Origin of the sequence: Pseudomonas sp. B21-012 (assembly GCF_024749305.1) — a bacterium.
Classification (GTDB): Bacteria; Pseudomonadota; Gammaproteobacteria; order Pseudomonadales; family Pseudomonadaceae; genus Aquipseudomonas.
In genome coordinates, this window is record NZ_CP087197.1 from 5,569,587 (window position 1) to 5,592,285 (window position 22,699).

The 22,699-nt window shown below is 62.7% G+C and carries 17 protein-coding genes; 3 read left to right on the plus strand and 14 right to left on the minus strand.

The annotated features are described in order from the left end of the window. Nucleotides 1-117: 117 nt before the first annotated feature. From LOY37_RS25670 to LOY37_RS25680, 3 genes are all read left to right on the plus strand, one after another. Nucleotides 118-1,335 (plus strand): YcaO-like family protein, encoded by a 1,218-nt coding sequence (locus LOY37_RS25670; RefSeq protein WP_258715995.1) that lies wholly within the window; start codon nucleotides 118-120, stop codon nucleotides 1,333-1,335. 128 nt (nucleotides 1,336-1,463) lie between these two features. Then, nucleotides 1,464-2,714, plus strand: coding sequence for a PLP-dependent aspartate aminotransferase family protein (locus LOY37_RS25675; protein ID WP_258715996.1), 1,251 nt, complete (start codon nucleotides 1,464-1,466; stop codon nucleotides 2,712-2,714). Nucleotides 2,715-3,130: 416 nt separating this feature from the next. Next, entirely contained in the window at nucleotides 3,131-4,510 is a 1,380-nt protein-coding gene (locus tag LOY37_RS25680; protein ID WP_093378563.1) for an NAD(P)-binding domain-containing protein, read from the plus strand. On the opposite strand, the gene rfaD is transcribed toward LOY37_RS25680, so the two are convergent. The 14 genes from rfaD to tssJ all read right to left on the minus strand — a co-directional run bounded on the left by rfaD (nucleotide 4,511) and on the right by tssJ (nucleotide 22,684). Continuing rightward, nucleotides 4,511-5,503, minus strand: coding sequence for an ADP-glyceromanno-heptose 6-epimerase (gene rfaD, locus LOY37_RS25685; RefSeq protein WP_258608453.1), 993 nt, complete (start codon nucleotides 5,501-5,503; stop codon nucleotides 4,511-4,513). Between the two features lie 70 nt (nucleotides 5,504-5,573). Next, nucleotides 5,574-5,996, minus strand: coding sequence for a hypothetical protein (locus LOY37_RS25690; RefSeq protein ID WP_258715997.1), 423 nt, complete (start codon nucleotides 5,994-5,996; stop codon nucleotides 5,574-5,576). Between the two features lie 2 nt (nucleotides 5,997-5,998). After that, on the minus strand, nucleotides 5,999-6,931 hold the full coding sequence (locus LOY37_RS25695; protein ID WP_258715998.1) for an NAD synthetase: 933 nt from the start codon (nucleotides 6,929-6,931) through the stop codon (nucleotides 5,999-6,001). A 79-nt stretch (nucleotides 6,932-7,010) separates the two neighbouring features. Continuing rightward, nucleotides 7,011-7,964: a type VI secretion system-associated lipoprotein TagQ gene (gene tagQ / locus LOY37_RS25700; protein WP_093378542.1), complete on the minus strand. Its 954-nt coding sequence runs from the start codon at nucleotides 7,962-7,964 to the stop codon at nucleotides 7,011-7,013. Nucleotides 7,965-8,045: 81 nt separating this feature from the next. Then, nucleotides 8,046-9,785, minus strand: coding sequence for a formylglycine-generating enzyme family protein (locus LOY37_RS25705; protein WP_258715999.1), 1,740 nt, complete (start codon nucleotides 9,783-9,785; stop codon nucleotides 8,046-8,048). Continuing rightward, complete coding sequence (locus tag LOY37_RS25710) at nucleotides 9,778-10,980, minus strand: ABC transporter permease (RefSeq protein ID WP_258716000.1); 1,203 nt, start codon at nucleotides 10,978-10,980, stop codon at nucleotides 9,778-9,780. The genes LOY37_RS25705 and LOY37_RS25710 overlap by 8 nt, the downstream gene beginning before the upstream one ends. After that, nucleotides 10,980-11,696, minus strand: coding sequence for an ABC transporter ATP-binding protein (locus LOY37_RS25715; RefSeq protein WP_309475555.1), 717 nt, complete (start codon nucleotides 11,694-11,696; stop codon nucleotides 10,980-10,982). The genes LOY37_RS25710 and LOY37_RS25715 overlap by 1 nt, the downstream gene beginning before the upstream one ends. Next, entirely contained in the window at nucleotides 11,696-14,638 is a 2,943-nt protein-coding gene (locus tag LOY37_RS25720; RefSeq protein WP_258716001.1) for a serine/threonine-protein kinase, read from the minus strand. Before LOY37_RS25720 ends, LOY37_RS25715 begins: the two co-directional genes overlap by 1 nt. Nucleotides 14,639-14,649: 11 nt before the next feature. Continuing rightward, nucleotides 14,650-15,369, minus strand: a complete 720-nt coding sequence (locus LOY37_RS25725) for a PP2C family serine/threonine-protein phosphatase (RefSeq protein ID WP_093378531.1) — start codon at nucleotides 15,367-15,369, stop codon at nucleotides 14,650-14,652. Then, a complete protein-coding gene (tagF, locus tag LOY37_RS25730) occupies nucleotides 15,370-16,020 on the minus strand; it encodes a type VI secretion system-associated protein TagF (protein WP_195885239.1) in 651 nt (216 codons plus the stop codon). Next, a complete protein-coding gene (gene tssM / locus LOY37_RS25735; RefSeq protein ID WP_258716002.1) occupies nucleotides 16,020-19,523 on the minus strand; it encodes a type VI secretion system membrane subunit TssM in 3,504 nt (1,167 codons plus the stop codon). The genes tagF and tssM overlap by 1 nt, the downstream gene beginning before the upstream one ends. Further along, nucleotides 19,520-20,830, minus strand: a complete 1,311-nt coding sequence (locus LOY37_RS25740; protein WP_258716003.1) for a DotU family type VI secretion system protein — start codon at nucleotides 20,828-20,830, stop codon at nucleotides 19,520-19,522. The genes tssM and LOY37_RS25740 overlap by 4 nt, the downstream gene beginning before the upstream one ends. A gap of 6 nt (nucleotides 20,831-20,836) precedes the next feature. Continuing rightward, a complete protein-coding gene (gene tssK / locus LOY37_RS25745; protein ID WP_093378512.1) occupies nucleotides 20,837-22,171 on the minus strand; it encodes a type VI secretion system baseplate subunit TssK in 1,335 nt (444 codons plus the stop codon). A 15-nt stretch (nucleotides 22,172-22,186) separates the two neighbouring features. Next, nucleotides 22,187-22,684, minus strand: a complete 498-nt coding sequence (tssJ, locus tag LOY37_RS25750; protein WP_258716004.1) for a type VI secretion system lipoprotein TssJ — start codon at nucleotides 22,682-22,684, stop codon at nucleotides 22,187-22,189. Nucleotides 22,685-22,699: the final 15 nt, after the last annotated feature.

Genomic DNA, 22,699 nt, shown 5'->3' on the forward strand with positions numbered 1-22,699 from the left:
CTGTCATAGCAGAAGAAGATTTCACCCCGGAAGAGCTCTCCATACTGGCTGAGTAACGAAAATAAATGAGGCGATTTTTTCGCCTCATTTTTTGGCTTATATGGAAACTTCCTGCCTATGAAAACAATTGCCCCAGAGCGTACGTTATCACTGGACGATGCAGAAAGCGCAATCGATCAGCACTTTTCCAGCGAAGGAATTCATTTAACCCTACGCCGTTACGGTAGTCCGCTGTCCAGCACTGTTGCCACCCTTCACCTCCCCTATGACAGTAGCGGCATAGAATGTGTCGGTTGTGGCAAAGGCTATGAAGCAGAGGCTCGTGTGGGTGCGAAGTTCGAGGCTTATGAGCATTACATGGGCCCCTTTCAGCTACGAAAGCATAGCGCACTGCATTGTTTTGATTCGGTTGTTTCTCAACCGTCCTTGCAAAACATACTGCCGATGCAAATGCTTCGCCACGCCGGCGCATCACAGATGGCTGTACTTTCCTTCGAGGCGCATGAAGCATCCGCAGGCGTTGAGTTACTCTATCCGTCATTTCTGATTAACCATCAGTATGCCAACGAGTCGCTTCCCGGCGATGATACCGACTATAGCGCTGCGCGCCGATACTCCTGCGGTACCGGTGTGGCGGCGGGTGTGGGATTTACGGAAGCGGCAATTCATGCCGCGAGCGAAGTCATAGAGCGCCATGGCATTGGGCGCTTTATTGCACAACATTTCTTTTATGATTCAAAAGAGCCGATAAGAAAGATTATTGACAATTCAATGCCAGAGCATCTGTTAAACACCTTGCGTGATGCAGAAACTGCCATAGGTGCTTCAATCGAGGTATTTGACGCTTCTAGTCAAATAGACTATCCCGTTTTTATTGCCTACTGCCCGGAGAAGACGATCGCTGATATTCATGTCGTTGGTGGCGGCTGTTCACTTTACCCGAGCCATGCCGCAGCACGTGCGATCAAGGAGCTGGTGCAGCAATACAAAGTTGCTGAAGGCGTGCAGCACGTCACACAAGAGTGGACCAATTCAAAAAACAACCTGGGCAAAAACCCAAAGTTGCTGCGCTGCTTGCGCATGGCGTTTGGGGCCACCCAGCGTGCCAAAACAGTACCTTACCCGATGCCTCAAGACCCGGAAAAAATGCCACTGGCGCTACACTTGTCCCATTTAAAAAATGAGTGTTTTAAAGCCAATCATCCCCTTTGGCTAAAAGAACTACATTCCAGCCCCAACCAGGTTAGCCTGGCCTGTGCGGTCATGCCAAAAATGGAAAGATTTTCGATTGTCTCACTGGGCGGAAAAGTTGTCCCCTGCTATCAATACGAGTAAACAGCAAAGCCGTCGTGGCCATGATGACCTGGTCATTGTCAAACGAGCTTTAAATCTCGCCATACGCCCGGCTGACGTAACCATTGCCGTCAAAGCGTCTCTCATTATCTTTCGGAACCAGGCCTTTCATGAGCCCAGCAGAAAAAAAGAGCCCACGCGAATTACCATGCCGTGACTATTTTCTTTCTCCTTCTTTAGGTATCGCTACCCAGGCGATCCATTTAGGGCAACATGAGAATGGACTGGGTCAGTTTCCAGTTCCAGCGCTCATTTGTAACTCTGCAACACTCCTGAATTCAATTGAAGAAGGCAGAGAGATGCTAGGTAATGCAAAGCAGGAAAACTTTGCCTACCAACGTTATGCAAATCCTACCGTTTCAGTTTTAGAAGCGAAATTTCGTGCCATTGAACACTGCTCCTATAGCCTCGCGGTCAATAGCGGGATGACCGCCTGCCTGCTTGCTTTTCGCGCCCTGTTGAGCGCAGGCGATCATGTCATCGTACCCCACAGTGTATTTTACGAAATCATTGAGCAGCTTAATTATGAAGTCAACCATCGCGGGATTGAAATGTCGCTTATCGACGAATACCCGGCAGCGGCATTTGAGCGCGCGATCCAAGCCAACACGAAAATGATCTTTATCGAAGCCCCCACCAACCCGGCTTTTTTAGATATCAACATTCCCGACTTGGCAGAGCTTTGCAACAAGCGTGGCATTCTTCTTGTTGTTGATAACACCTTTCTTACACCTGCCTGCCAAAAGCCACTGTCCCTGGGGGCTGCAGTAACAATATATTCCATCACCAAACACATCAACGGTCACGGCGATGTGATGGGCGGCATGGTCAGTACCAATGAACCGGACCTGTTCAAGGCATTGAAGTATCACAGGGACAGTGCAGGGCTCATCGTAGATCCGTTCTCGGCCTGGCTCACTATACGAGGACTAAGGACACTGCCACTGCGATTAAAAAAACATTCCGATAATGCACATGCGGTAATCGCCATGCTGCGTGAGGAGTTCCCGAAGCTGGAGTGGCGTGCAGTCTGGTCGACTAAAAGTGCGCAAACCAACGGAATTTCTCCGTCATTGCATACAGGCCTTATCGCCATTGTTTTTCCATCGCGAGAAACGGCTACAAGCTTTGTTCGTCATCTGCAGCTTATCCGAATAGGTACAACCTTCGGCAATATTGAGTCCTTATGTTATCACTACGGTAGTTTTAGCAGGGAGGGCAGCACCGACCTGGAAAAAATAGGCGTGCCGGACGGCTTGGTGCGAATCTCTGTTGGCCTGGAAGATAGCGATGATATTAATGCAGACATCCGACGTGCACTGCGCCTTGCAATGCAAAGCAGAACCACTGCGCGAGGGTGAAGCGCAAGTCCGTCAGCGGTCGAGTATGAGATTCTGCCAAGCCCCCACCTTGTAATCCTCTCCCCCATCCGTTATAGCTAAAAAGGCATCCATAACCAAAAAGAGGCAGAATCAGCCCGCCATGTACGAGACCACACGTATCTTTCGCCCTTCAGGCCCGTTTGCCGCGCTGTTCGGCAAGCCTTACGGGCCCAACGCTGTCGCTAGCCCTTCGCTGACCAGCTCCCCCCTCTCAACGCTGTTCCACACCTTGTCGATTCCACCTCGCGACGTCTTGCTCGCGCACAAGCGCAAGCGCCCTGTCCCTCCGCCTGCCAGCTGACACCTGAAGTTTCCGCTTCCTCTCGCCCTCGGTTCTGCCGTTCAGGGCTGGAGTCGCTTTGCATTTTTTTCAGTGTTTTCTGTCAGGAAATCTTATGACTATTCGTGTTGCCATTATCGGCGCAGGCCCGTCCGGCCTAGCGCAGTTGCGTGCCTTTCAATCCGCTCATGCCCAGGGTGCCGAGATGCCCGAGGTGGTGTGCTTCGAGAAACAGGCCGACTGGGGCGGGATGTGGAACTACACCTGGCGCACCGGCCTGGACGAGCATGGCGAGCCGGTGCACGGCAGTATGTACCGCTACCTGTGGTCGAACGGGCCGAAGGAATGCCTGGAGTTCGCCGACTACAGCTTTGATGAACATTTCGGGCGGCCGATTTCGTCTTATCCACCGCGCGAGGTGCTCTGGGATTACATCCAGGGCCGGGTAAAAAAGGCCGGTGTGCGTGATTACATTCGCTTCAATACCGCCGTCAAGGCGGTACGCTTTGATCAGGCCAGCCGCACCTTTACCGTCAGTGCCTATGACTACGGCACCGGCCAGGGCATCGAGCAGGTGTTCGATTTCGTCGTGGTCGCCAGCGGGCATTTTTCTACCCCGCATGTGCCGGAATTCGACGGCTTCGAGCGCTTCTCCGGGCGCATCCTTCACGCTCATGATTTCCGTGAGGCAGTGGAGTTCAAGGGCAAGGATGTGCTGATTGTCGGCAGCAGCTATTCGGCCGAGGACATCGGCTCGCAGTGCTTCAAGTACGGCGCGCGCTCGATCACCAGTGCCTACCGCACCCAGCCCATGGGCTACAAATGGCCCAAAGGCTGGGAAGAGCGCCCGCAGTTGCTGCGGGTCGAGGGCGAGATGGCGTTCTTTGCCGACGGTTCGAGCAAGCGCGTAGATGCGATCATCCTCTGCACCGGCTACCAGCATCACTTCCCGTTCCTGCCCGACGAGCTGACGCTCAAGACCAGCAACCGCCTGTGGCCTGCCGGGCTGTACCAAGGGGTTGTCTGGGAACACAACCCGCAGCTGATCTACCTCGGCATGCAAGACCTCTGGTACAGCTTCAACCTGTTCGACGCTCAGGCCTGGTTTGCCCGCGACTACATGCTCGGGCGCATCAAGCTGCCGCAACCGGCGGCAATGGCTGCCGACAGCGCACAGTGGCGGGCCGAGGAACTGGCGCTGGAGTCGACCGCCTCGATGTACGAGTTCCAGGGCCGCTATATCAAGCACCTGATCGAGCAGACCGATTACCCGAGCTTCGATATCGACGCAGTGAACCGGATTTTCCTCAAATGGAAGTCGGACAAAAAGCAGGACATCATGGGTTACCGCGACAAGTCCTACCGCTCGGTGATCACCGGTACCGCTGCCGTGCCGCACCATACCCGCTGGCTCAACGCGCTGGATGACTCACTGCAGGAGTACCTGCGCGAGACCTCGGGCAAGGGCGACCTGAAGACCTTGCGCCAGCACTGACTAGGGCGCGCGCTGCAACCAGTCGCAGTAACGCGCCACACCCTGCTCCACCGTCAGCGTTGGCTGCTCATAGCCAACGCTGCGCAAGCGCTCAAGGTCGGCGCAGGTGTAGCACTGGTACTTGCCGCGCAGGTGCTCGGGGAATTCGCTGTATTCCAGAATGCCCTCCAGCAGGGCCATCTCCAGCGACAGCGGCGGCTGGTCCTGCTGCTCGCGCAGGCGGTTGATCACTGCCAAGGCCACGTCATTGAAAGGCTGGGCGCGGCCGCTGCCGACGTTGAAGAGGCCGCTCAGCTGCGGCCGGTCGAGGAAGAACAGGTTGACCTTGACCACATCCTCGACCGCCACGAAATCGCGCAGGTGGCCGCCGCTGGGGTAGTCGCCATAGCTGCCGAACAGGCTGACCTTGCCGTTGGCCTGGTACTGGTTGAAGCAGTGCAGGGCCACCGAGGCCATGGCGCCCTTGTGCTGCTCGTGGGGGCCGTAGACGTTGAAGTAACGCAGGCCGACGATCTGGCTGCGCGCCTGGGGCAGTTGCCGGCGCACGCGCTGGTCGAAGAGGAATTTCGAGTAGCCATATACGTTCAATGGCCGCTCGCACTCGCGCTGTTCGCGAAAGTCGCGCCCGGCGCCATACACCGCCGCCGACGAGGCATACAGCAGCGGCACCTGAAGGCCTTGAGCGGCGTCGAGCAGGTCGCGGCTGTAGCGGTAGTTGTTGTCCATCATCAAGCGCCCGTCGCCTTCGACGGTGCTCGAGCAAGCGCCTTGGTGCAGCACGGCGCGCACCTTGCCAAACTGGCCGCGGCCAAAGCGCTGAAGAAAGTCGTCCTTGTCCAGGTAGTCGGCGATTTCGCTGTCAGCCAGGTTGCGAAACTTGTCGCCATCGCTCAAGTCATCGACCGCGATGATCTCGGTTTCGCCGCGTTGGTTGAGGGCCTGAACCAGGTTGCTACCGATAAAACCGGCGGCGCCGGTGACGATAATGGTCATGCCATGTCCCCCTTTGAGGGTGCAGAGTCCTCAGTTTAGAGGGTGGTGATTGTGCAAATATTAACCAGGGTCAATGGTTCTGGCGTTTTTGCCGAAGCTCGACCAGGTACTCGCGCATCTGCCGCTGGCGCTTACCATTGAGCATCAGCCCGGCAAGCAGCGGCAGTAACAAGGCAAAGGCAAACAGACCTTTGTTGATTCGCTCATCGAACAGGCTGATCACCGTCAGCAAGCTCAGCACCAGCAACAGCACGACAATCCAAATGCTCCAGGCCCTGCCGCGGATGATCAGGAAATTGCCCAGGCACAGCAGCACGATACTACCGGCCATCAATCCGACGCTGTAGGCCGGGTTATCGGGGTGGTTGCGCAGGTGTGTGTCGGTCCACAAGGTCACCGCGCAGGCCAGGGAAATCAACGACAGAAAAAACGTGCAGATAAAGGTCGGAAAGTAACGCGTCATGAACGCGGCGTAATCCTGGCTGGCGCTCATGCTCAGAATTCCTCGTACAGGCCGATGGCGATGGTCTTAATCTCGCTGCTCGCGGAGGTTACAACACCCTGCACGGAAGAGCTGCCCGCCAGACCAAAGCCGGCACCGACCGAGTCCTTGAGCAAGGTTTTGGTCGCATGACTGATTTCGGTGGGGGTGTAGCGCTTGGTCAGCAAACCTGCGCTCTGCTGCAACTTGAGCTGCTTGGCAGTCAGCGACGGGTGCTTGACCGACAGCAGTTCAGTGGTAAGCGCCTTGCGCTGCTGACGGCTCAAGCCCTTGCTCAGCTCCAACCATTTACGTCCGGTGGCGGCCTTGTGCATCTGCAGGTATTTGAAGGTGGTCAGCCCTGAGGTGCCGACGCCCAGTAAAGACACCGCATCCAGCACCATGCTTACATTCTGGTACCACTCTTCCTGGTCGAGCGCGTCGTTGGCACCAGGGTTGTTGGCTTCGCGCACGGTACGCATGATGCCGATGCCGCACTGTACGCTGCTGGCCGTGGCGGCAGCGGCGCCGATATAGGTCACAACCATGCTGGTACCGCCGGAGAACGGCGCGGCAATGGTGCCGCTGACCACCACCATCCAGCCCAGCACTGCGCCAAAGCACGACAAGGTAGTGTTTGCACCTTCCTTGAGCGCCTGGGATTCACGCGGGTTGGTCTGTAGCTGCTGGGTGTACTGGTCGGGCGTCTGGTAGCGCTTGAGCTCACGCAGGATGATGCGCTTGGGGCGGATGCTGCAAATCGGCTGGAATTCGCGCAGGACCACGACGTTGTAGTCCAAGTCGATATACACAACACCAGAACCGACAATCGATGGATCGGCGTCGATGGCGGCAAACAACCTGGGCAGGTTGATGGAGCTCTGGATGCGCTGACGCGCGTTGTACTGGGGATCGATGTAGCCAAAACGGGGGATGGCGCTGCTCATTGATTCGCTTCCTTGAACCTGCAGCGCAGGTCACCCGCCACCTTGCATAAAGGTAGCGGGCAACCACGCTGCTCAAGCCTTACACGTTAGGGCAAGGCACCGGTGCCCAGTCACCCATGTCCGGGTTCTTGCACATGTTGTTGACCTGGCTCTGGCCGGCGCTGGCAACCTTCTGGCTTTCAGCCTTCTTGGCGTTGGCGTCCTGCAGGGTCTTCTCGGTGGCGACGGCTTCCTTCGGTACCTCTGGCAACTTTTTCTTCGCCGGTGGCGGGGTCTTGGTCTTGCCGGTGTTGGTCTTCTTGGCGTTACCGGTGGCCAGCACCGGCGCCTGGGCTTCGGCAACGATCACCACGTCGTTACGCGGTACGCCGACCTGCTTGAGGTCTTGCTCGTAAGCCTGGGTGTAGTTGTTGAGGTTCTCACCCAGACGGCCGTTGACCGCGGTGATCAGGTTGTTCGACTCCTGCAGGCCGGCGATGATTTCCGCCAGGCGCTTGCGGCCTTCGCCATCGCTGATCTTGTTGCTCTTGCGGCCGTCCATCAGGTTGGCGAACTCACGCTGGTAGCACGCCTGGGAGGCTTTGGCGTAAGCGGTGCTGCGGTCCATGTCGGCCGCGCTTTTGTTGATGTCGGTGGCGTAGGAGCCGATGCGCTGGTTGTCGTCGCTGATCTGCTTCTGGCGCTCGGTGTAGTAACCGGCTGCACCGCCGACCAGAGCACCACCGGCAGCACCGATGGCAGCATTGCGGCCACGGTTGTCGGAGTTGCCGGTCAGGGCGCCGGTCAGCGCGCCGCCGACGGCACCGATCAGGGCACCGGTGGCGACCGACTTGGTCATGTCCGAATCGGTGGCGCGCAGGTGCTGCACCGGCTCGTAGCAGCTCGGGTAGTACTCGACCTTGGTCGTCGCACCGACCTTGGACGCCGGCGAGCTGGCGCAGCCAGTCAGCAGGACGGTGCTGAAACCGGCCGCCAGCAGCAGCGCGGCCCGGCCGTTGGAAGCAGTGAAGAAGGGCTTGCGAGTTGAAAGCATGGTCAGGTTCTCTCTTTGTTTAAACACGCCCGGGACAACCTCATGTCGCCCCGGTCACTCCGATGCTCGCTCGACAGCCGCTCAAGGTTGCGGGGCGGCTGATGCGAGCAGTTCTTTCAAAATCGTCGCCGGGTCGGCGCGCCGTTGCTGGCGATAGTCCCCGACATGACGGACGAACAGGGTCGCGCGGCTGAGCAGGCTCTTGCCCAGCACCGGCTTGCGATTGAGCTCTTCCTTGACCCGCTGGAACTGCGCCTGGATCACCGCGTCGGTGTAGCGCGTGCCAGTGGCAAGGTTGTCGATGTAGATCGCCACTGCGCCGTCGAGGGCGCTGCGGCCGTTGTTGATGGCAGCGGCAAACAGCTTGGCGCTGGTGTCGTCACCAGAAGCCTTGGCCTGCTGCTGGGTTTTCTGCAGGTTGGTCAGGCGGATGTTGTAGTTATTGATGGTTTCGGCCACCAGCGCCGCCGACTGGATCAGATTGCCGGCGGCCTCTTCGCGCTGCTGGGCGATCAGCGAGACGTTGCGCTTGAGCTCTTCGTTGACCAGGCCAAGCTCGGCTTGCAGGCGCGGGTCGACGCTGGCGGCGATGATGCTGTCCAGGCGCTTGGTCGGGTCCTGGGCGTCGTCGATGGCGTCGGTCAGCGCGGCCAGGCGGCCCTCTTTCTGCCATTGCTCGAACAGTTCTTCATAACGTGAACGCGGCGCCGACAGCGCGCCGATGGCGACACGAAAACCTGTGGTCTCGTTGCTTTGCTCGGTACCATCGGCGCCGAACAGCGGGTACTCGCGGCGCATGCCGGTAAACAGCGTGCCCTCGCCTTCAAGGTAGTTACCGCCCTTGACCACAAACCCGCCATAAGCGCCCTGGCGCCGCCCGGCGTGCACCAGCTGGAACGATTCCTGGACCATCTCTGCGGCGTTGCCGAGTACGTCGAACATACCCAGCGGGTTGGGCAGCTTGGTGCCGATCGGGGTCAGGCGCGCGGCCTGGCCGGTGCCGCCGGCGACCTGGTTGAACACCGCCCAGTCGGCCAGCGGGCCGTCGCTTTCGCTGCCCTCGAGGCGGCGCGGGAACAGCCGCCCTTCCAGCTCCTGGCGGCTGACGGCGGAGCCGCCACGGGCAGCGAACTCCCACTCCACTTCGGTGGGCAGGCGCACAAAGCCGACACCGCCGTCTTCGGCCTTGTTGCCACGGCCACTGACCGGCAGCAAGTCACGGTGGTTCTTCATCAACCAGGCGCTGTACACCGCGGAAAAACGCTCGGCCTCAAAGCGCGACAGCTTGACCTTGGGCAAACGCCCGGCCATGCCGCTCGGTGCTTCACAGGCCGGCGCCGGTTCGCCGCTGGCCAGCGACTGGGCCTGGGCCATCACCTGAGCGTACTGGCGGGCGGTGACTTCGTACTTGCCGATGAAGTACATCATCGGCTTCAGCGGGCTGCCGGCGTCGGTCTTCGGCAGACTCGGACCAATGCGTTTTTTCCAGTCGGCAGACAGGTCCTGGAGGCTGAACTGGCCGTTGATAAAGTCACGGCGATAGCCGGAAATGAACGACTGCTTGTAGCCCGCTTCGCCTTCGCTGAAGGGGTAGCCAAGGTTCACCTCACGGTCGTCCAGGCTGCCCTGGGCCAGCACGTAGACGTGGCGGAAGACCATCTCGCCGTCGCACGGCAGCGGCAGGCTGATGTCGTCGGCCAGTGGCTTGGGGTTGTCCAGTTTATTGCTGGCAGGCTTGCTGTCGTCCTCTGCCTGGGCGCAGGACACCAGGCTCAGGGCGGCGACGATCAGCGCCAGGGCGGGTAAGCGGCGGTCAAACATCTCGAATTCCTTCACAAGCGTCTATTCGTGCCACGCGCCAGCCCCCCAGGGCGGCAGCGGCCGCGCTGGCCAGCAGCACAGCGAGCAAGGCAACGAGGTAATGCGACGGGAGCAGATGGCTGGCGTACTCGCCGGGCATCTGCATGAACAACTGGTTGAGGCCACTTTCGGCCAGGGCGTACAGCGCCGCGCCGATGACAGCGGCAAACACCCCGCTGTACAACGCCTGCAGCACGACAAATGCAAGCAAGGCAACGGTGCTGAAACCGAGCAGGCGCAACACCGACAGCTCGCGGCGCTTGCGCTCGACCGCCGCCAGGGCGCCGGCGCAGATCGCCGCAAACGCGCCCGACACGGCCAGCGCGGCAATGATCCAGAACACCAGGGTCAGGTTGCGGCTCAGCGACTGCACCTGGGCAATCGCCGGGGCCTGGGTCGAGACCAGCAACTGGCGATCGGCAAAAAAACGCCGCAGCGGCTCGACATCGGTGAGGTTGCGCGCGTACAGCCGGAAGGCCGGATAAACCCGTTGCACCTCACCGGTATGGCGCTCACCTTCCCAGCCGAAAGCGGGCACGGCGCGACCATCACGGTAGTCTTCGGCGGCTTCCAGCAGCGCCAGCGGCGCAAACAAGGCATCGCGCTCGAAGGCTTCCAGCGGCAGCACGGCGACGACCTTCAAGGTGGTGCGCTGGGCCTGGATCTGCCCGGCAAGCTGGCGGCTGAACGAAGCATCAAGCTGATCACCCGCCTTCGCGCCAAGCTTTTCTGCCGCCGTACGGCTGAGGACGATCTGGTCGACCGCACCGGGAACGGCCAGCCCTTGCAGCAACGGGTCGTTAAGTGCAGTGGGGATCATCTCGACATTGACCACGACCTTGCGCGCAGCCAGCACCAGGTCGGCGGTCGCGGCAATCTGCCGGGTACGCGGCAAGGCGAAGGCGACGTCGTTACGCGCCGCCAGTTCAGCGACGAAGTCGGCACTGAAACGACCGCCACCCAAGGGGATGACTTCCCGCACGGCCGGGTCGCGCTGCAAACGCTCGGTAAGGCTGCTGACCAGGCCGAATTTCAGACCGAACAGCACCAGCAACGGCGCAATCACCGCCACCAGGGCCAGCACGCTGCAAACGGACAGACGCGCGTCGTTGCGATAGTCGCGCCAGGCCAGGCTTGCGATCAGCATCGGGCGCATTACGGCTGGCCCTCCAGCGTGGCGGTGACACCACCGTCGGCATCGCGGCGGCAGACCATGCGCAACACCTGCAAGCCGGCATCACGGGCCAGCGCCTCGTCGTGGGTGGCGATCAGGCAGGTCACCTGCCGTGCTTGCGCCTGGCGCAGCAGCAGTTGCATTACCCGTTGGGCATTGAGCGGGTCCAGGGCCGCGGTCGGCTCATCGGCCAGGAGCAAATCAGGGTTGTGCGCCAGGGCACGGGCGCAGCTGACCCGCTGGCGCTGGCCGACCGACAAGGCGCCTGGCTGCTTGTCGAGCTGATCGTCAATCTCCAGTTGTTCGGCCAGGCGCTGCACGCTGCCGTCATTGCCCAGGCCAAGCACCTGGCGCGGCAGGGCGATGTTGCTGCGCACATCGAGAAAGCCGAGCAAGCCGCCCGCTTGCAGCACATAGCCCAGATGCCGGCGGCGCAGGTGCGCCAGGTGCTCCTGGCGTTGTTCACGCCACAGCTGCTGAACGTCGTAGGTGTGCGAGTCGGTGCTGAACACAAAGCGCTCGGCCTGATCGGGCTGCAGCACCAAGGCCAGCAGGTCGAGCAAGGTGCTCTTGCCGCAGCCACTGGGGCCGACCAGCGCCAGCTGCTGACCGGCACGCAGCTCCAGGCGCTCGATCTCCAGGCTGTAGCGCTGGTTGCCGAGGCCGCGGGTTTTGCGCAGCGCGTGCAGGTTGATCATCATGGCAGCGTCGACAACGGCACACGGTACAAGGCGTCACCGGGCTCGGCATTGCCGAAGCGCACCCAGTTGGCCATGTCGTTGTGGAAGGTTTCGTACAGGCGGATCTTCGAATCGAGCTCGTCGATGAAGTCTTCCTGTTCGCCAACGCTGAGCGACAACCATAGGTCCTGGGTCATGCTCAGGGACTTGCTGCGGTACGGCAGGCCCTCCAGGTATTCGCCCAGCACACCGCCTTCGGCGAGGTTGGCGCCTTTGCGCAGGGCGGCCGGGTCGCGGCTCATGTAGGCACTGGCGCTGGCGATTTCCTGGAAGAAATCCTTGGGCGAAGTGCGGGTCTTGCGCGCGGCATCGACGATCAGCTTCAGCGACTGCTGCAGGTCGTTGAGTTGCAGCTTGGTGAGCATCACGCAGACCTGCAGGGTCGGCAGCGCCGGGTTGGTCAGGTCGCGATCTGAGGTCCAGGCGCTGACCAGTTGCGGCGCCTGGCTGGCGCTCTTGCGGCCAAGAAAATCCATGTGCATGGCATAGCCGATGGCGGCGGATTTGTCGGCGATGCTCGGCGAAGCCGCCAGCAGCGGCGCCGGTTGCGCGGTGTTGCTGCGCACCTGGTGGACCAGGTCGGCGAAGGTCGAACCGATCTCGCGCACCCGCTCGCCAAACTTGTGCACATCGCCACCGGGTACCGATACATACAGGTCGCCGATCTGCGGGTTGGCATCGGCCGTAAGCACCCGATACTGCTGCTCGGCGTAGGCGTGGTTCTTCTTGCCGGCCTCGGTGCGCAGGTGCAGGGCGTAGATCTTGATCTGCTTGCTCAAGGCCGCCTGGCGTACTTCGGCTTCGTTCATCTGGGTGCTGCTGTAGCGGTCGTTCTTGCGCAGGGAGCCGGCGTCGCTGACCAGCAGGATCAGGCGCCCGCCGTAGCCGGACCAGTCCATGCCGTCGACCGCTTGCATGATCCCGGCAAAAGCGTCTTCGTTGAACGAATGGCTGGAGACGTTGGTGGCTTTCACCTGCTCGGCCAGCTTCAAAAAACGCTCGGGATCGCGGCCTTCGTCGAGTGTTACCAGGGTCTTGGTCAGGTACTCCAGGGCAGGCGTGCGCGTGGTGTTGTTGCGAAAGCCGACCAGGCCGAAGCTGACGTTGTCCAGCTCGCCACGGCGCGAAATCTGCCCGTGCAGCTCGTGCACCACCTGGCGGACCTGATCGATATAAGGCTGCATCGATACCGAGGTATCCACCACCAGCACCACGGCGGTACGGAAGGCGTCGCCTGAGGTGGCCATGCCGGCGGCTTTCGCTTCGCCGGCGGGTGCGCTGTTGCCCGGGTCGATGGAGGCGACATTGAGCAGCTGCAGCGGCTGGCCGTTTTCGTCGAAGCTCTCGCGCGCCTCGAAGATCGGCATCAGGTAGAACTGCTCCTGGGGCACGGCGCTGGCGCTGGGTTCCAGGGCCATCACTTGCGGCACTTCGTCGGGGTTGTTCTGCGCCTTGAGCAGCTCGGCACGGGCGGCCGAAGTGTCGCCAAGCAAACGCTCAAGCTCATCGGCCTGGCGCAGGAACATCACCGGCGCACGCCCCGAGCGTTCGGTGAACTTCAATACCAGGCTCTGCTTCCAGTCGCTGACCTGGGAGGCCGGCAACCAGCCGTCGCGGCGACCGTCACTGGCGGTGCCGACCTCAAGCCAAGGGCTGCCGTTGACGTCCTGGCGCTGGTAGACATAGAGCACGGTAAAGGCCGGCAAGGTATCACTGGGCGTGGCGCCCGGCTGCTTGACGACCTGCGCGCCCGGCCGGCTCAGCACGCGCTGAAACAGGGTTCGCTTGCCGGCCATCAGCAATGGTCGGTCACTGTCGTTGCTCGCAGTCGCAACGGTCGGCGCTACTGGCTCGCGGGCTTGTACCGGCTGCGCCTCCACTACCTGTTCGTCGCCACTGATGGCCCAGTAGCCAATCCCGCCCAGGCCCAGCGCGGCAGCAACGGCGATGGCGAGCAAGGCCGGTGTCGGGCGCTTGCGCGCAGCTGCAGGTGGCGAGGCCTTGGTGACCGGTTCTGGTTTCGGCGCTGGCGGTGCAGGCTCTACGGCTAGGGGTGGCACCGGCGCTGCAATCGGCAGCGGCTGGATCAGGGTGCTTTCGGTGTCTTGCACGGGTAGCCGGTCGAGCGCCGCCAGCAAGGTCTCGGCATCGGCAAAGCGCTCGGCCGGGTCCTTGGCCAGCAGGCCACGGAGAATGTCCTGATAGCGGCCGTGCTCGATCGGCAGCTCCGGCAACGGCTCGGTCAAATGCGCCAAGGCCGTCGACAGCGCGTCGTTGCCGCTGTAGGGCAGTTTGCCAACCAGCATCTCGTAAAACACCACGCCCAGGGCATAGAGGTCGGCGCGGCCGTCGATTTCCTGGCCGCGCGCCTGCTCCGGGCTCATGTAGCTGGGGGTGCCAACGGCAAACCCGGCCTGGGTGAACTGGGTGCGGTCATCCAGCGACTTGGCGATGCCGAAGTCCGACAGCACCGCAGTGCCGTCAGCGCGAAAAAGAATGTTGGCCGGTTTCACATCCCGGTGCACCAGGCCCTGGGCATGGGCATAACCCAGCGCCGAAGCGATCTGGCGGATGTACAGCAGGCCCTGCTCCGGCGTGACCCCGGCGGCGATACGCTCCTTGAGCGTACCGTTGGGCAGGTACTCCATGGCCATGTAGTACAGCTCGCCGACATTGCCGATGTCGTGGATGGTCACCGTGTGCGGGTGCGACAAGCGCGCCAGGGTGCGGCCTTCACGCAGGAAGCGCTCGCAGAAGGTCGGGTCGGCAGCCAGCGCCGCGGCCATGACCTTCAAGGCCACCTTGCGCTCCAGCGAGCGCTGGGTGGCAAGGTAGACGGTGGCCATGGCGCCTTCGCCAATCTCGCCGTCGATGTCGTATCCGGGGATCACTTTGTCCATGTGCTTGGTCTTCAACCGGCCTTGATGACGACGGCGGTAATGTTATCGGGGGCGCCCCGGGTCAGGCCCAGGTGCACCAGGCTGCGGACCACCTGGTAGGGGTCGCTGTGGCCCAGCACTTCGCGAATTTCATGGTCTTCGGCGGTCTTGTTCAGACCATCGCTGCACAGCAGATAGGTATCGCCAGGGAGGACCTGCAGGTGCACGGCCTCAAGTTCGAGCTCGGGCTCGACGCCAATTGCCCGGGTGACGATGTTGGCCCGCGGGTGCACCCGCGCTTCGGCCTCGCTGAGCAGGCCGCTGTCCTGCAGTTCCTGCACGTAGCTGTGATCGCGCGAGATACCTTCCAGGCGCCCGTCGCGCAGGCGATACAGGCGGCTGTCCCCGGCCCACAGGCAGATACCCTGGTCAGCGCGCACCGCCAGCAGCACCAGGGTGCTGCCCATCATCGCCACGCCACGCCGGGCGCTTTCTTCGCGCACTGCCGCGTTGACCGCCGACAGCCGCTGGCGCAGCACTTGGGCGAAGTCATTGAGGGACGCCGTGGTCGGCAACTGGCGCAAAGTATCGACGATCAGGCAACTGACGTAGTCGCCCGCCGCATGCCCGCCCATGCCATCGGCAACTGCCCACAGGCCTTCGCTGGCAAGGTCCAGGCAAGCGTCTTCATTGATGCTGCGCACCAGGCCGACATGGCTGTAGCTGGCTGCGGTGTAATGCAAAGCCGTCATCTAGCGCGCCGCCTCACTACCCAAAAGAAAACTGGCGAAATCCTCACTGTGCGGCAGGCCCGCACAGCGCAGCATTCCCGCCTCGATATGCTCCGAGCCGCGCCCCCACCACAGGCTCATGCCGGCGCAGGCGCTTTCGGCCAAGGCTGCCTGGCGCGCCTGCGAGGTCACCGCTGCAAAGCGTTGCAACCCACCCACAACCGGGCTTGAAACAACAGCACTACGAGGGGCATCAATGCCCTGCACTGCTGCATCGAACGCCTCAAAAGCGGCTTGCGGCTCGAGGGTTGCCAGTAACTGGGCTTCACACTGCTCGAACCAGTTATCCGGGCCACTCACCACTGCCGCCAGCGACTCATCCGGCGCCAGAACCTGGGCCAGGATAAGAGGGAAATAGCGCCCTACCCGGTCAATGCTGGGCATCAACACCCCCACTACAGCGTCGGGCCCGCATACTCCCGGGGCCAGGGCGAAGCGCCACAAGGGGCTGACCAGATAGGCCGGCAACCAGCGCTCGGCCAGTTGCTGCTGGCTGGCCACAAGCCCGGCCGCCAGCCACTGGTCCCAGGGCTGGATAAAACTCTGCGGCAATCCGCGACTGACAAAGTCGCCGCGGCTGGCCAGCTTGCCGTAGAAGCCGACGCCCGCCATCACAACCGCTCCGGCAGGCTGAAGCCGCTGAGCACGCGGCTCTTGAACGGGTTGAAGGCGCTGTTGGCGCGCAGCTCGTACGACACGCTGGCGCCATCGACGCGCAGGCGCAGGCTGAAGCGATCCGGGCCGTTGCCGGCCACCAGGTCGGATTGATCGAGCAAGCGGAACCAGGCCCACGGCCCTTCCAGGGTCAGGCCGGAGCGACCGCTGGCCGATGGCGGCATGATCGACAGGCGCACCACGCCGATGCTGTTGGGGTTTGGCCACTGCATCGCAACCGGGCGGCTCGGGCCGTGGTCATAGCTGATCTGCTGGCCATCGAGGTCGAGCAAGAACTGGGTGACCGAGGCGTCCATGGCCACCGGCTTGAGCTCGAAGCGCACGGTCGGCTGCATGCCGCCCGAGCGGAAGAACGCATCGCGAATCGCCGCCGAACGCTGAAAGGTGTGCAACACGCCAGAGCCAATGCCGAGCTTCTGCGCCGCGCCCGGCTGCCAGCGCCAAGGGTTGGCCGAGGTATCGACATACGGCTGCAGGTACTTGCGAAAGTAGCTGTCCATCACCCCGCCGACGCCGAAGAACTGGCCGAAATCGTCCAGCGTGGCATCCCGCGAGCTGCCCGCTGCCAGCGGATAACGACCGCTCAGCGACTGGCGATAAACGTTGACCACTTCGCTGGTCCAGGCGGCGTTCAGTTGATTGCGCACGCCGCCCATCATGGTGTTGGTGGTCGAGTTGACCACCGACTTGACCAGGCCCTGAACCATCGGCGGCTGGCGCTGCGCGGTGAGGCTGACGCGGTTGGCGGCGGCAGTGGCCTGGTTCTTGGCCTCGCCGAGCAGGGCGTCGCCACTGGCACCGACCATGGCACTGACCTGCACGTACAAGGCGTTCATGTCGGTGAGCAGGCCGTCGATGGCTGCCGGCTCGCCCTCGCCCTTGCTGACCAGGCTGGCGAGGTCGGCAAAGTGCGCAGTGACCGGGTCCTGGTCTTGCTGCGCCTGGCGGCTATCGGCCGGAGCATCCTGGCCCAGCAAGTTACCCAGGCGCTGCTTGAGCTGGTCGACACCAGCCTCGCTGGCTTTGGCCTGGGCCGCGGCAAGCGGGTCCTGCTGTTGCAGGTTGGTTTCCTTGGCCACGGCGCTCAGCAGCTTTTTCAGCGGCGAGGTCGGCCCGGAAATCACCCGCAGAACATCGGCGGCCTGGGCCACGCTGGTGATCGGCACAAAGTCGATATCGGCCAGCAGCGCGTCCCAGTGGCGGATGTAGTCGGCGAAATACAAACGGCGCACGTCGGCGGCCAGGCTAGTCACATCACCTTCATCGGCTTGCTCGCGGCCCAGCACCCAACGCTCTTCAGCCAGGGTATTGCTGTGTTGCAGGCTGGTGGCAAGAAACGCCTTGCGATAGCCATCAAGGGTAAACAGCCCGCTCAAGGGTTCACCCAAAGGCTTGCCGCTCTTGCGGCTGAACACCAGCGCGGCGTCGCGGCCAGCCGCTTCGCTCAGGCGAAAATCGCTGACGCCGTTGGGCAACTGCTGGCGTTTGACCCGGTCATAGACGCGCTGGGCCACCGGCAACTGCTGCAATTGGCGACGCAGGTCTTCGATCAGGTTGGCATCCAGGCGCGCATTCGGCGGACGCTTTTCAAACAGCGCCTGCAGATGCTCGCCCAATGCCGCACGCTGCTCCGGGGCCAGGTCGCGAGGCAGGCTCTGCTCCCAGTCGAGGCTGACCCAGGCCTTGATGAAGTCCGGGTCGTAATGCTCGCCGTCAGCCAGCATCAGGTAGGCCTTGAGGCCTTCGTAGAGAAAGTCCGAACCACCGCCGCTGTGCAGTTGCTCTTCGATACGGGTGACCAGGCGCGGAGCGAACACGGCAATCAGCAACTTGCGGTAGACGCTGGCCGACTCGGCTTCGAGCATGTCGCCCTGGTACAGCCCCAACCCCTCGGCCCAACTGGGCGGATCCTCGGCCAGATGGCGCACGGCATTGAGCAACGGCAGTACCGCCAGTACATCGCGCTGGGCCGGGCTCAAGGTTTGCAGGACTGGCCCCAGCGGCGCGAGCTTACGCTCGACCTGGGCGATGTAAGCCTGGTTTGCGCGATAGCTCAGCGCCCACACGCTGCCGACCAGCACTACCAGGGCAACGCTGGCGGCGAGTGCAGCACGGGCCAGCCATTTGCGCCGGCGCTCGACTTGCGGGTTGACCCCGACCAGCCCGCGCTCGGCAAACGCCACGGCGCTGAACAGTTTTTCAATGAAGTAGCTGCGCCCGGTGCCGCTCTGGCGTGCCAGATGCTGACGGTCCAGGCCCATGCTCTGGGCCATGGCGCCGATCAGGCGATCGATCGGGCTGCCTTCCTGGGTGCCGCTGGTGAAGTACACGCCGCGCAACAGGGCGCGTTCTTCATAGGCATTGGGCTTGAACACGCCGTCGAGAAAGCCCTGCAGGTTGGAGCGCAAGGCAGCGAACTGCTGGACAAAGCCGTAAACCAGATCGCGCCGCGCCGGGTCGCGCTCCTGCTGCAGGCGCTCGACCAGGCGCTCGTTGAGGCGTTGCTCAAGGCCGGCGAACTCGCTGTGGAACTGCGCCAGCGGCCCTTCGACCGACTTGTCGTCGTCCAGGGCAAAGGTCATACCCCACACTTGAGCGCGCTCTTCCTTGCTCAGGGTGTCGAAGAACTCCATGAAACCCGGCACCAGGTCGAGCTTGGTCAGCATCAGGTAAATCGGAAAACGCACGCCCAGCTGGCTGTACAACTCCTGGATACGCGAGCGGATGGCCGCAGCATGGGCAGCACGTTCGGCGTCGCTGCCCAGCAACAGGTCGGACAGGCTGATTGCAATGAAAGCGCCATCGATCGGCCGGCGCGCGCGCTGCTTTTTCAGCAGATCGAGAAAGCCCAGCCAGGCCGCCTTGTCGACCTGGGCGTGGCTGTCCTGGGTGGTATAGCGGCCAGCGGTGTCGAGCAACACCGCCTGGTCGGTAAACCACCAGTCGCAGTTGCGCGTGCCGCCGACGCCGCGAATCGCCCCGGCGCCAAGCTGCGCCGCCAGCGGAAAGTGCAGGCCGGAATTGACCAGCGCCGTGGTCTTGCCCGAGCCCGGCGGGCCGATGATCACGTACCACGGCAGCTCGTACAGGTTGCGCCGCTCATCGCCACCCAGGCGCGCCTTTTTCAGCAGGGCCAGGGCCTCGTCCATGCGCTGGCGCAGAGTTGCCAGTTCTTCGGCGGTGGCCACGCTGGCAGGGTCAGGCGCTGTTTCTGCAGCCAGGCTGCGCATGACTTCTGCCGCCTGGCGGCGGGCCTCGATGAAGCACCACAGGCGATAGCCGAGCCACACTGCAAACAGCAGGGCAATCAGCGCCCAGCGCCGCCCTGCCGGGATCAGCATGTCCCACAGCGGGCCGACAAACCAGATGATCAGACTCAGGGCGATCAGGCCCAGCAGCGGAATGACCCAGCGAATGACAAATCCGAAAAACGCCTTCACTCGACCCCCTCCGCCAATACAGTGATTTCAACCCGGCGGTTCTTTGCCCGGCCTTCGGCCGTGTTGTTCGCTGCCAGTGGTTCGGTGTCGCTCAGGCCTTGCGCGGTAAAGCGCGCGGGCTGGCCGGTCTTGGCGGCCAGGATCTGCAGCACCTGCTCGGCGCGGGCCTGGGACAGCGCCCAGTTGGATGGGAAGCGCAAGGTCGCGATCGGCCGGTTGTCGCTGTGGCCGGTGATGCGCACCTGGCCCTTGACCTGGCCGATGGCGTCAGCAATGCGCAGCATCAGTGGCTGCAGGCTGTCGTTGATGCTGGTGCTGGCCGAGGCGAACAATTCGTCGCCACGGATGGTCACCACCGAGCGGTCGACGGCGTCTTCGACGCTGACCCGCCCGGCCTTGATATCGCTGGCCAGAAAACCCGCCAGGCGTGGGCGTTCCACCGGCTTGGGCTGGGTCACCGGACGGTCGATGGCCTGCACCGGGATTTCGCCCAGGGCATGAATGTTCTTGAACACAGGCTCCGCGTCGGCGGCGAGCATCATGCGCAGGGCAAACAGCAGAGCCAGAAGCAACGCCAGGGCGATGGCCAGGCCCACCCAGGGCGGGATGAACTGCGACAGCCGATCTCGGCTGACGCTGACCCCGCGCCAGTGCGGCGACAGTTCGCGCTCGAACTCACCCCGGGCGCTGCGGATAGCGGCAGCAGTGCGTTCGCGCAAGGCTTCGAGCTGGGCGCGGCCACCGTTGATAACCCGGTAACGGCCCTCGAAGCCCAGGCACATGCACAGGTACAGCAACTCCAGCAGGTACAGGCGTTCGCGCGGGCTCTGCAGGCAGTGCTCCAGCAGCTGGAAGACCTTCTCGCCGCCCCAGGCTTCGTTGTGCACAGTGATCAGCAGGCTCTGCTTGCCCCAATCACTGCTGCTGCCCCACGGCGTACTGAGTACCGCTTCGTCGAGCGCAGTGCACAGCGCGTAACGGGCCAGCATGACTTCGTTACGGGCCACACCGGCGGCTTCGGCGCGCTCTTCGAACTGACGCAGATAAGCCAGCAACTGCGCACGCAGGCTGGCCGGGGCCGGATGGGCGATGGTGCTGCGCAAGCGGGTCAGCAAGGCCAACAATGGCCCGGCGGCGCTTTCCAGCGGGTTGAGGCCCAGCGCCTGGCCAGCGGCTAGCGGCTGCGCTGGCATCGACGGCGCCGCCACAGGCTCCGGCGTACCGGCCTGCGGGCCGCGGCCACCGGGGCGCGGCATGAACTGGGTGCGGTCGTTGGCCGGTGGCGCCGACGGGTCGTTAGGCTGCATTGCGGCTTATCCTCGGATGGCCCAGAAGGCCAGGTTCAGCCCCGGGAACTCGCCTGCGACGTAGAAGGCAAAGCCGCCGGCGTTCTGCAGTTGCTGCCAGTGCTCGCTGCCGCGATCGAGCTCGTAGTAGGTGGAGCCGGCATGGAACGGGATCTGCCGTGGTGCCACCGGCAGCGGCAACAGACCGATGCCCGGCAGCTGCAGGTTGACCAGGTCACGGATGTGCTCGACCGCGCCGATCTTGCTTTGCTGGGCGAAGCGCCCGCGCAGGGTTTCGCTCGGTACGTCGGCACGCACCACGAGAATGAAACTGGCATTGTCGAGCAGGCTGCGGTCGGCAAGCATGGCGACATGAATGCCATAGGCCTTCTCGACAATCGGGATCGGCGTGGCCTTGCTGTCGATCAGCATCGACAGGGCTTCGCGCAGCGCCTGCATGACCGGGGCAAAGCTCGCCGCCAGGTCGTCATGCTGGTACACCGGGAACTCACCCGGGCGGCGGTTGCTGGCACAGAAGGTGGCAAACTCACCGGCCAGGCTGACCAGCTCGCTGTACAGCCGCTCCGGGTGCAGCGGGCTCAACTGGCTCAGGTGCTCAACCAGCGGTTGCGCGCGATTGACCAGCTGCAGGAGCATAAAATCAGCGATCTCCGAAGCACCACCGGCACCGGAGGCCACCACCCGCCCGGCCAGTGCTTCACCGCGTTGATGCAAAAGGCCCAGCAGTTCGCTGCGAAATGCCGACAGGCTTTTGCTCGCCGATACATCCAGCACCGGCGCGATATAGCTGTCATCCAGCACCAGGGCACGGTCAGCGCGTTTTTCCTTGATACGTACCAGGCCCAGCGCGGCATAGTCGCTCAGGCCTTCTTCGGCGGTGATCAAGCGCAGCGCACGGGAGCCAAGGGCGACCGGGGCGCGGTTCTCGAACGGCGCGTTGTCGTCACGCACTTCGGCCACCCGGCTGACATAACGCGCGCCACCCGCGGCTTCGCCTTCGTCCACGGTATCGCGGGCACCGGCGCGCTTGAGCGGCAAGGCCAGGTACACCAGGCCATCACGCAGGTTGTCGTCGATGTTCAGCGGGCTGGGCGCCAGGTCATCGTGGGGGATGTTGAACGGCGTGCCATCGGGCAGCAGCCCGCGGGCAGAAACGATGGCCAGCTTGCCCTGGGCCAGCAGGCCCTGGTCGACCAGCAGCTCGGAGAAGCCCCAGGCGCCCGCCGACAGCGGCCGGCTGCGGGCATCGATAAGGTTTTCGAGATAACGGTCATGCTGCTGAAAGTGCTGGGTTCCGAGGAACATGCCTTCCGACCAGACCACACGATTGTTCCAGGACATGGCTTCTCCGATCGCCTATTGGGCGGTGCTGGTTGGGGAGGTATGGGCAGCGCTGCGCACAGCGCGAACATCGAGGCTGATCTGGTAGTCCAGCGGCGGCACTGGCAGCAGGCTGCGCCATTGCGCCTGGTCGATTTCGCGGTAGCCGACCACCAGGCCGATCTGGCGCGTCAGCGGGTTCAACGGCCGGTCGATGCGCACTTGCTCACCGGGCTGCACCAGCACTTCGTCCTGATCTAGCAGGTCGGCGCCCAGGGTCGCCGAGCCGCGTTCGGCCAGGGCAAAATAATCGGCGCGGCTGAAACCTGCGCTGTTCTTCAGTTCGAGAATGCGCACGCGCACAGGCGCGGCCTGGCCGTTGGCGCCCGGGTTGAGCCCGGCGGCGGCACTGAAATACAAGGTGACGCTGGTAGGCCCCTCCACCTCGGGCTGGACCGGTGCTGCGACTTCATCCTTGCTACAACCACTGAGCAGCAGTGTGGTTACCGCTGCCATCAGCATTGTTCGAATCATCCTGCGTCCTCAATG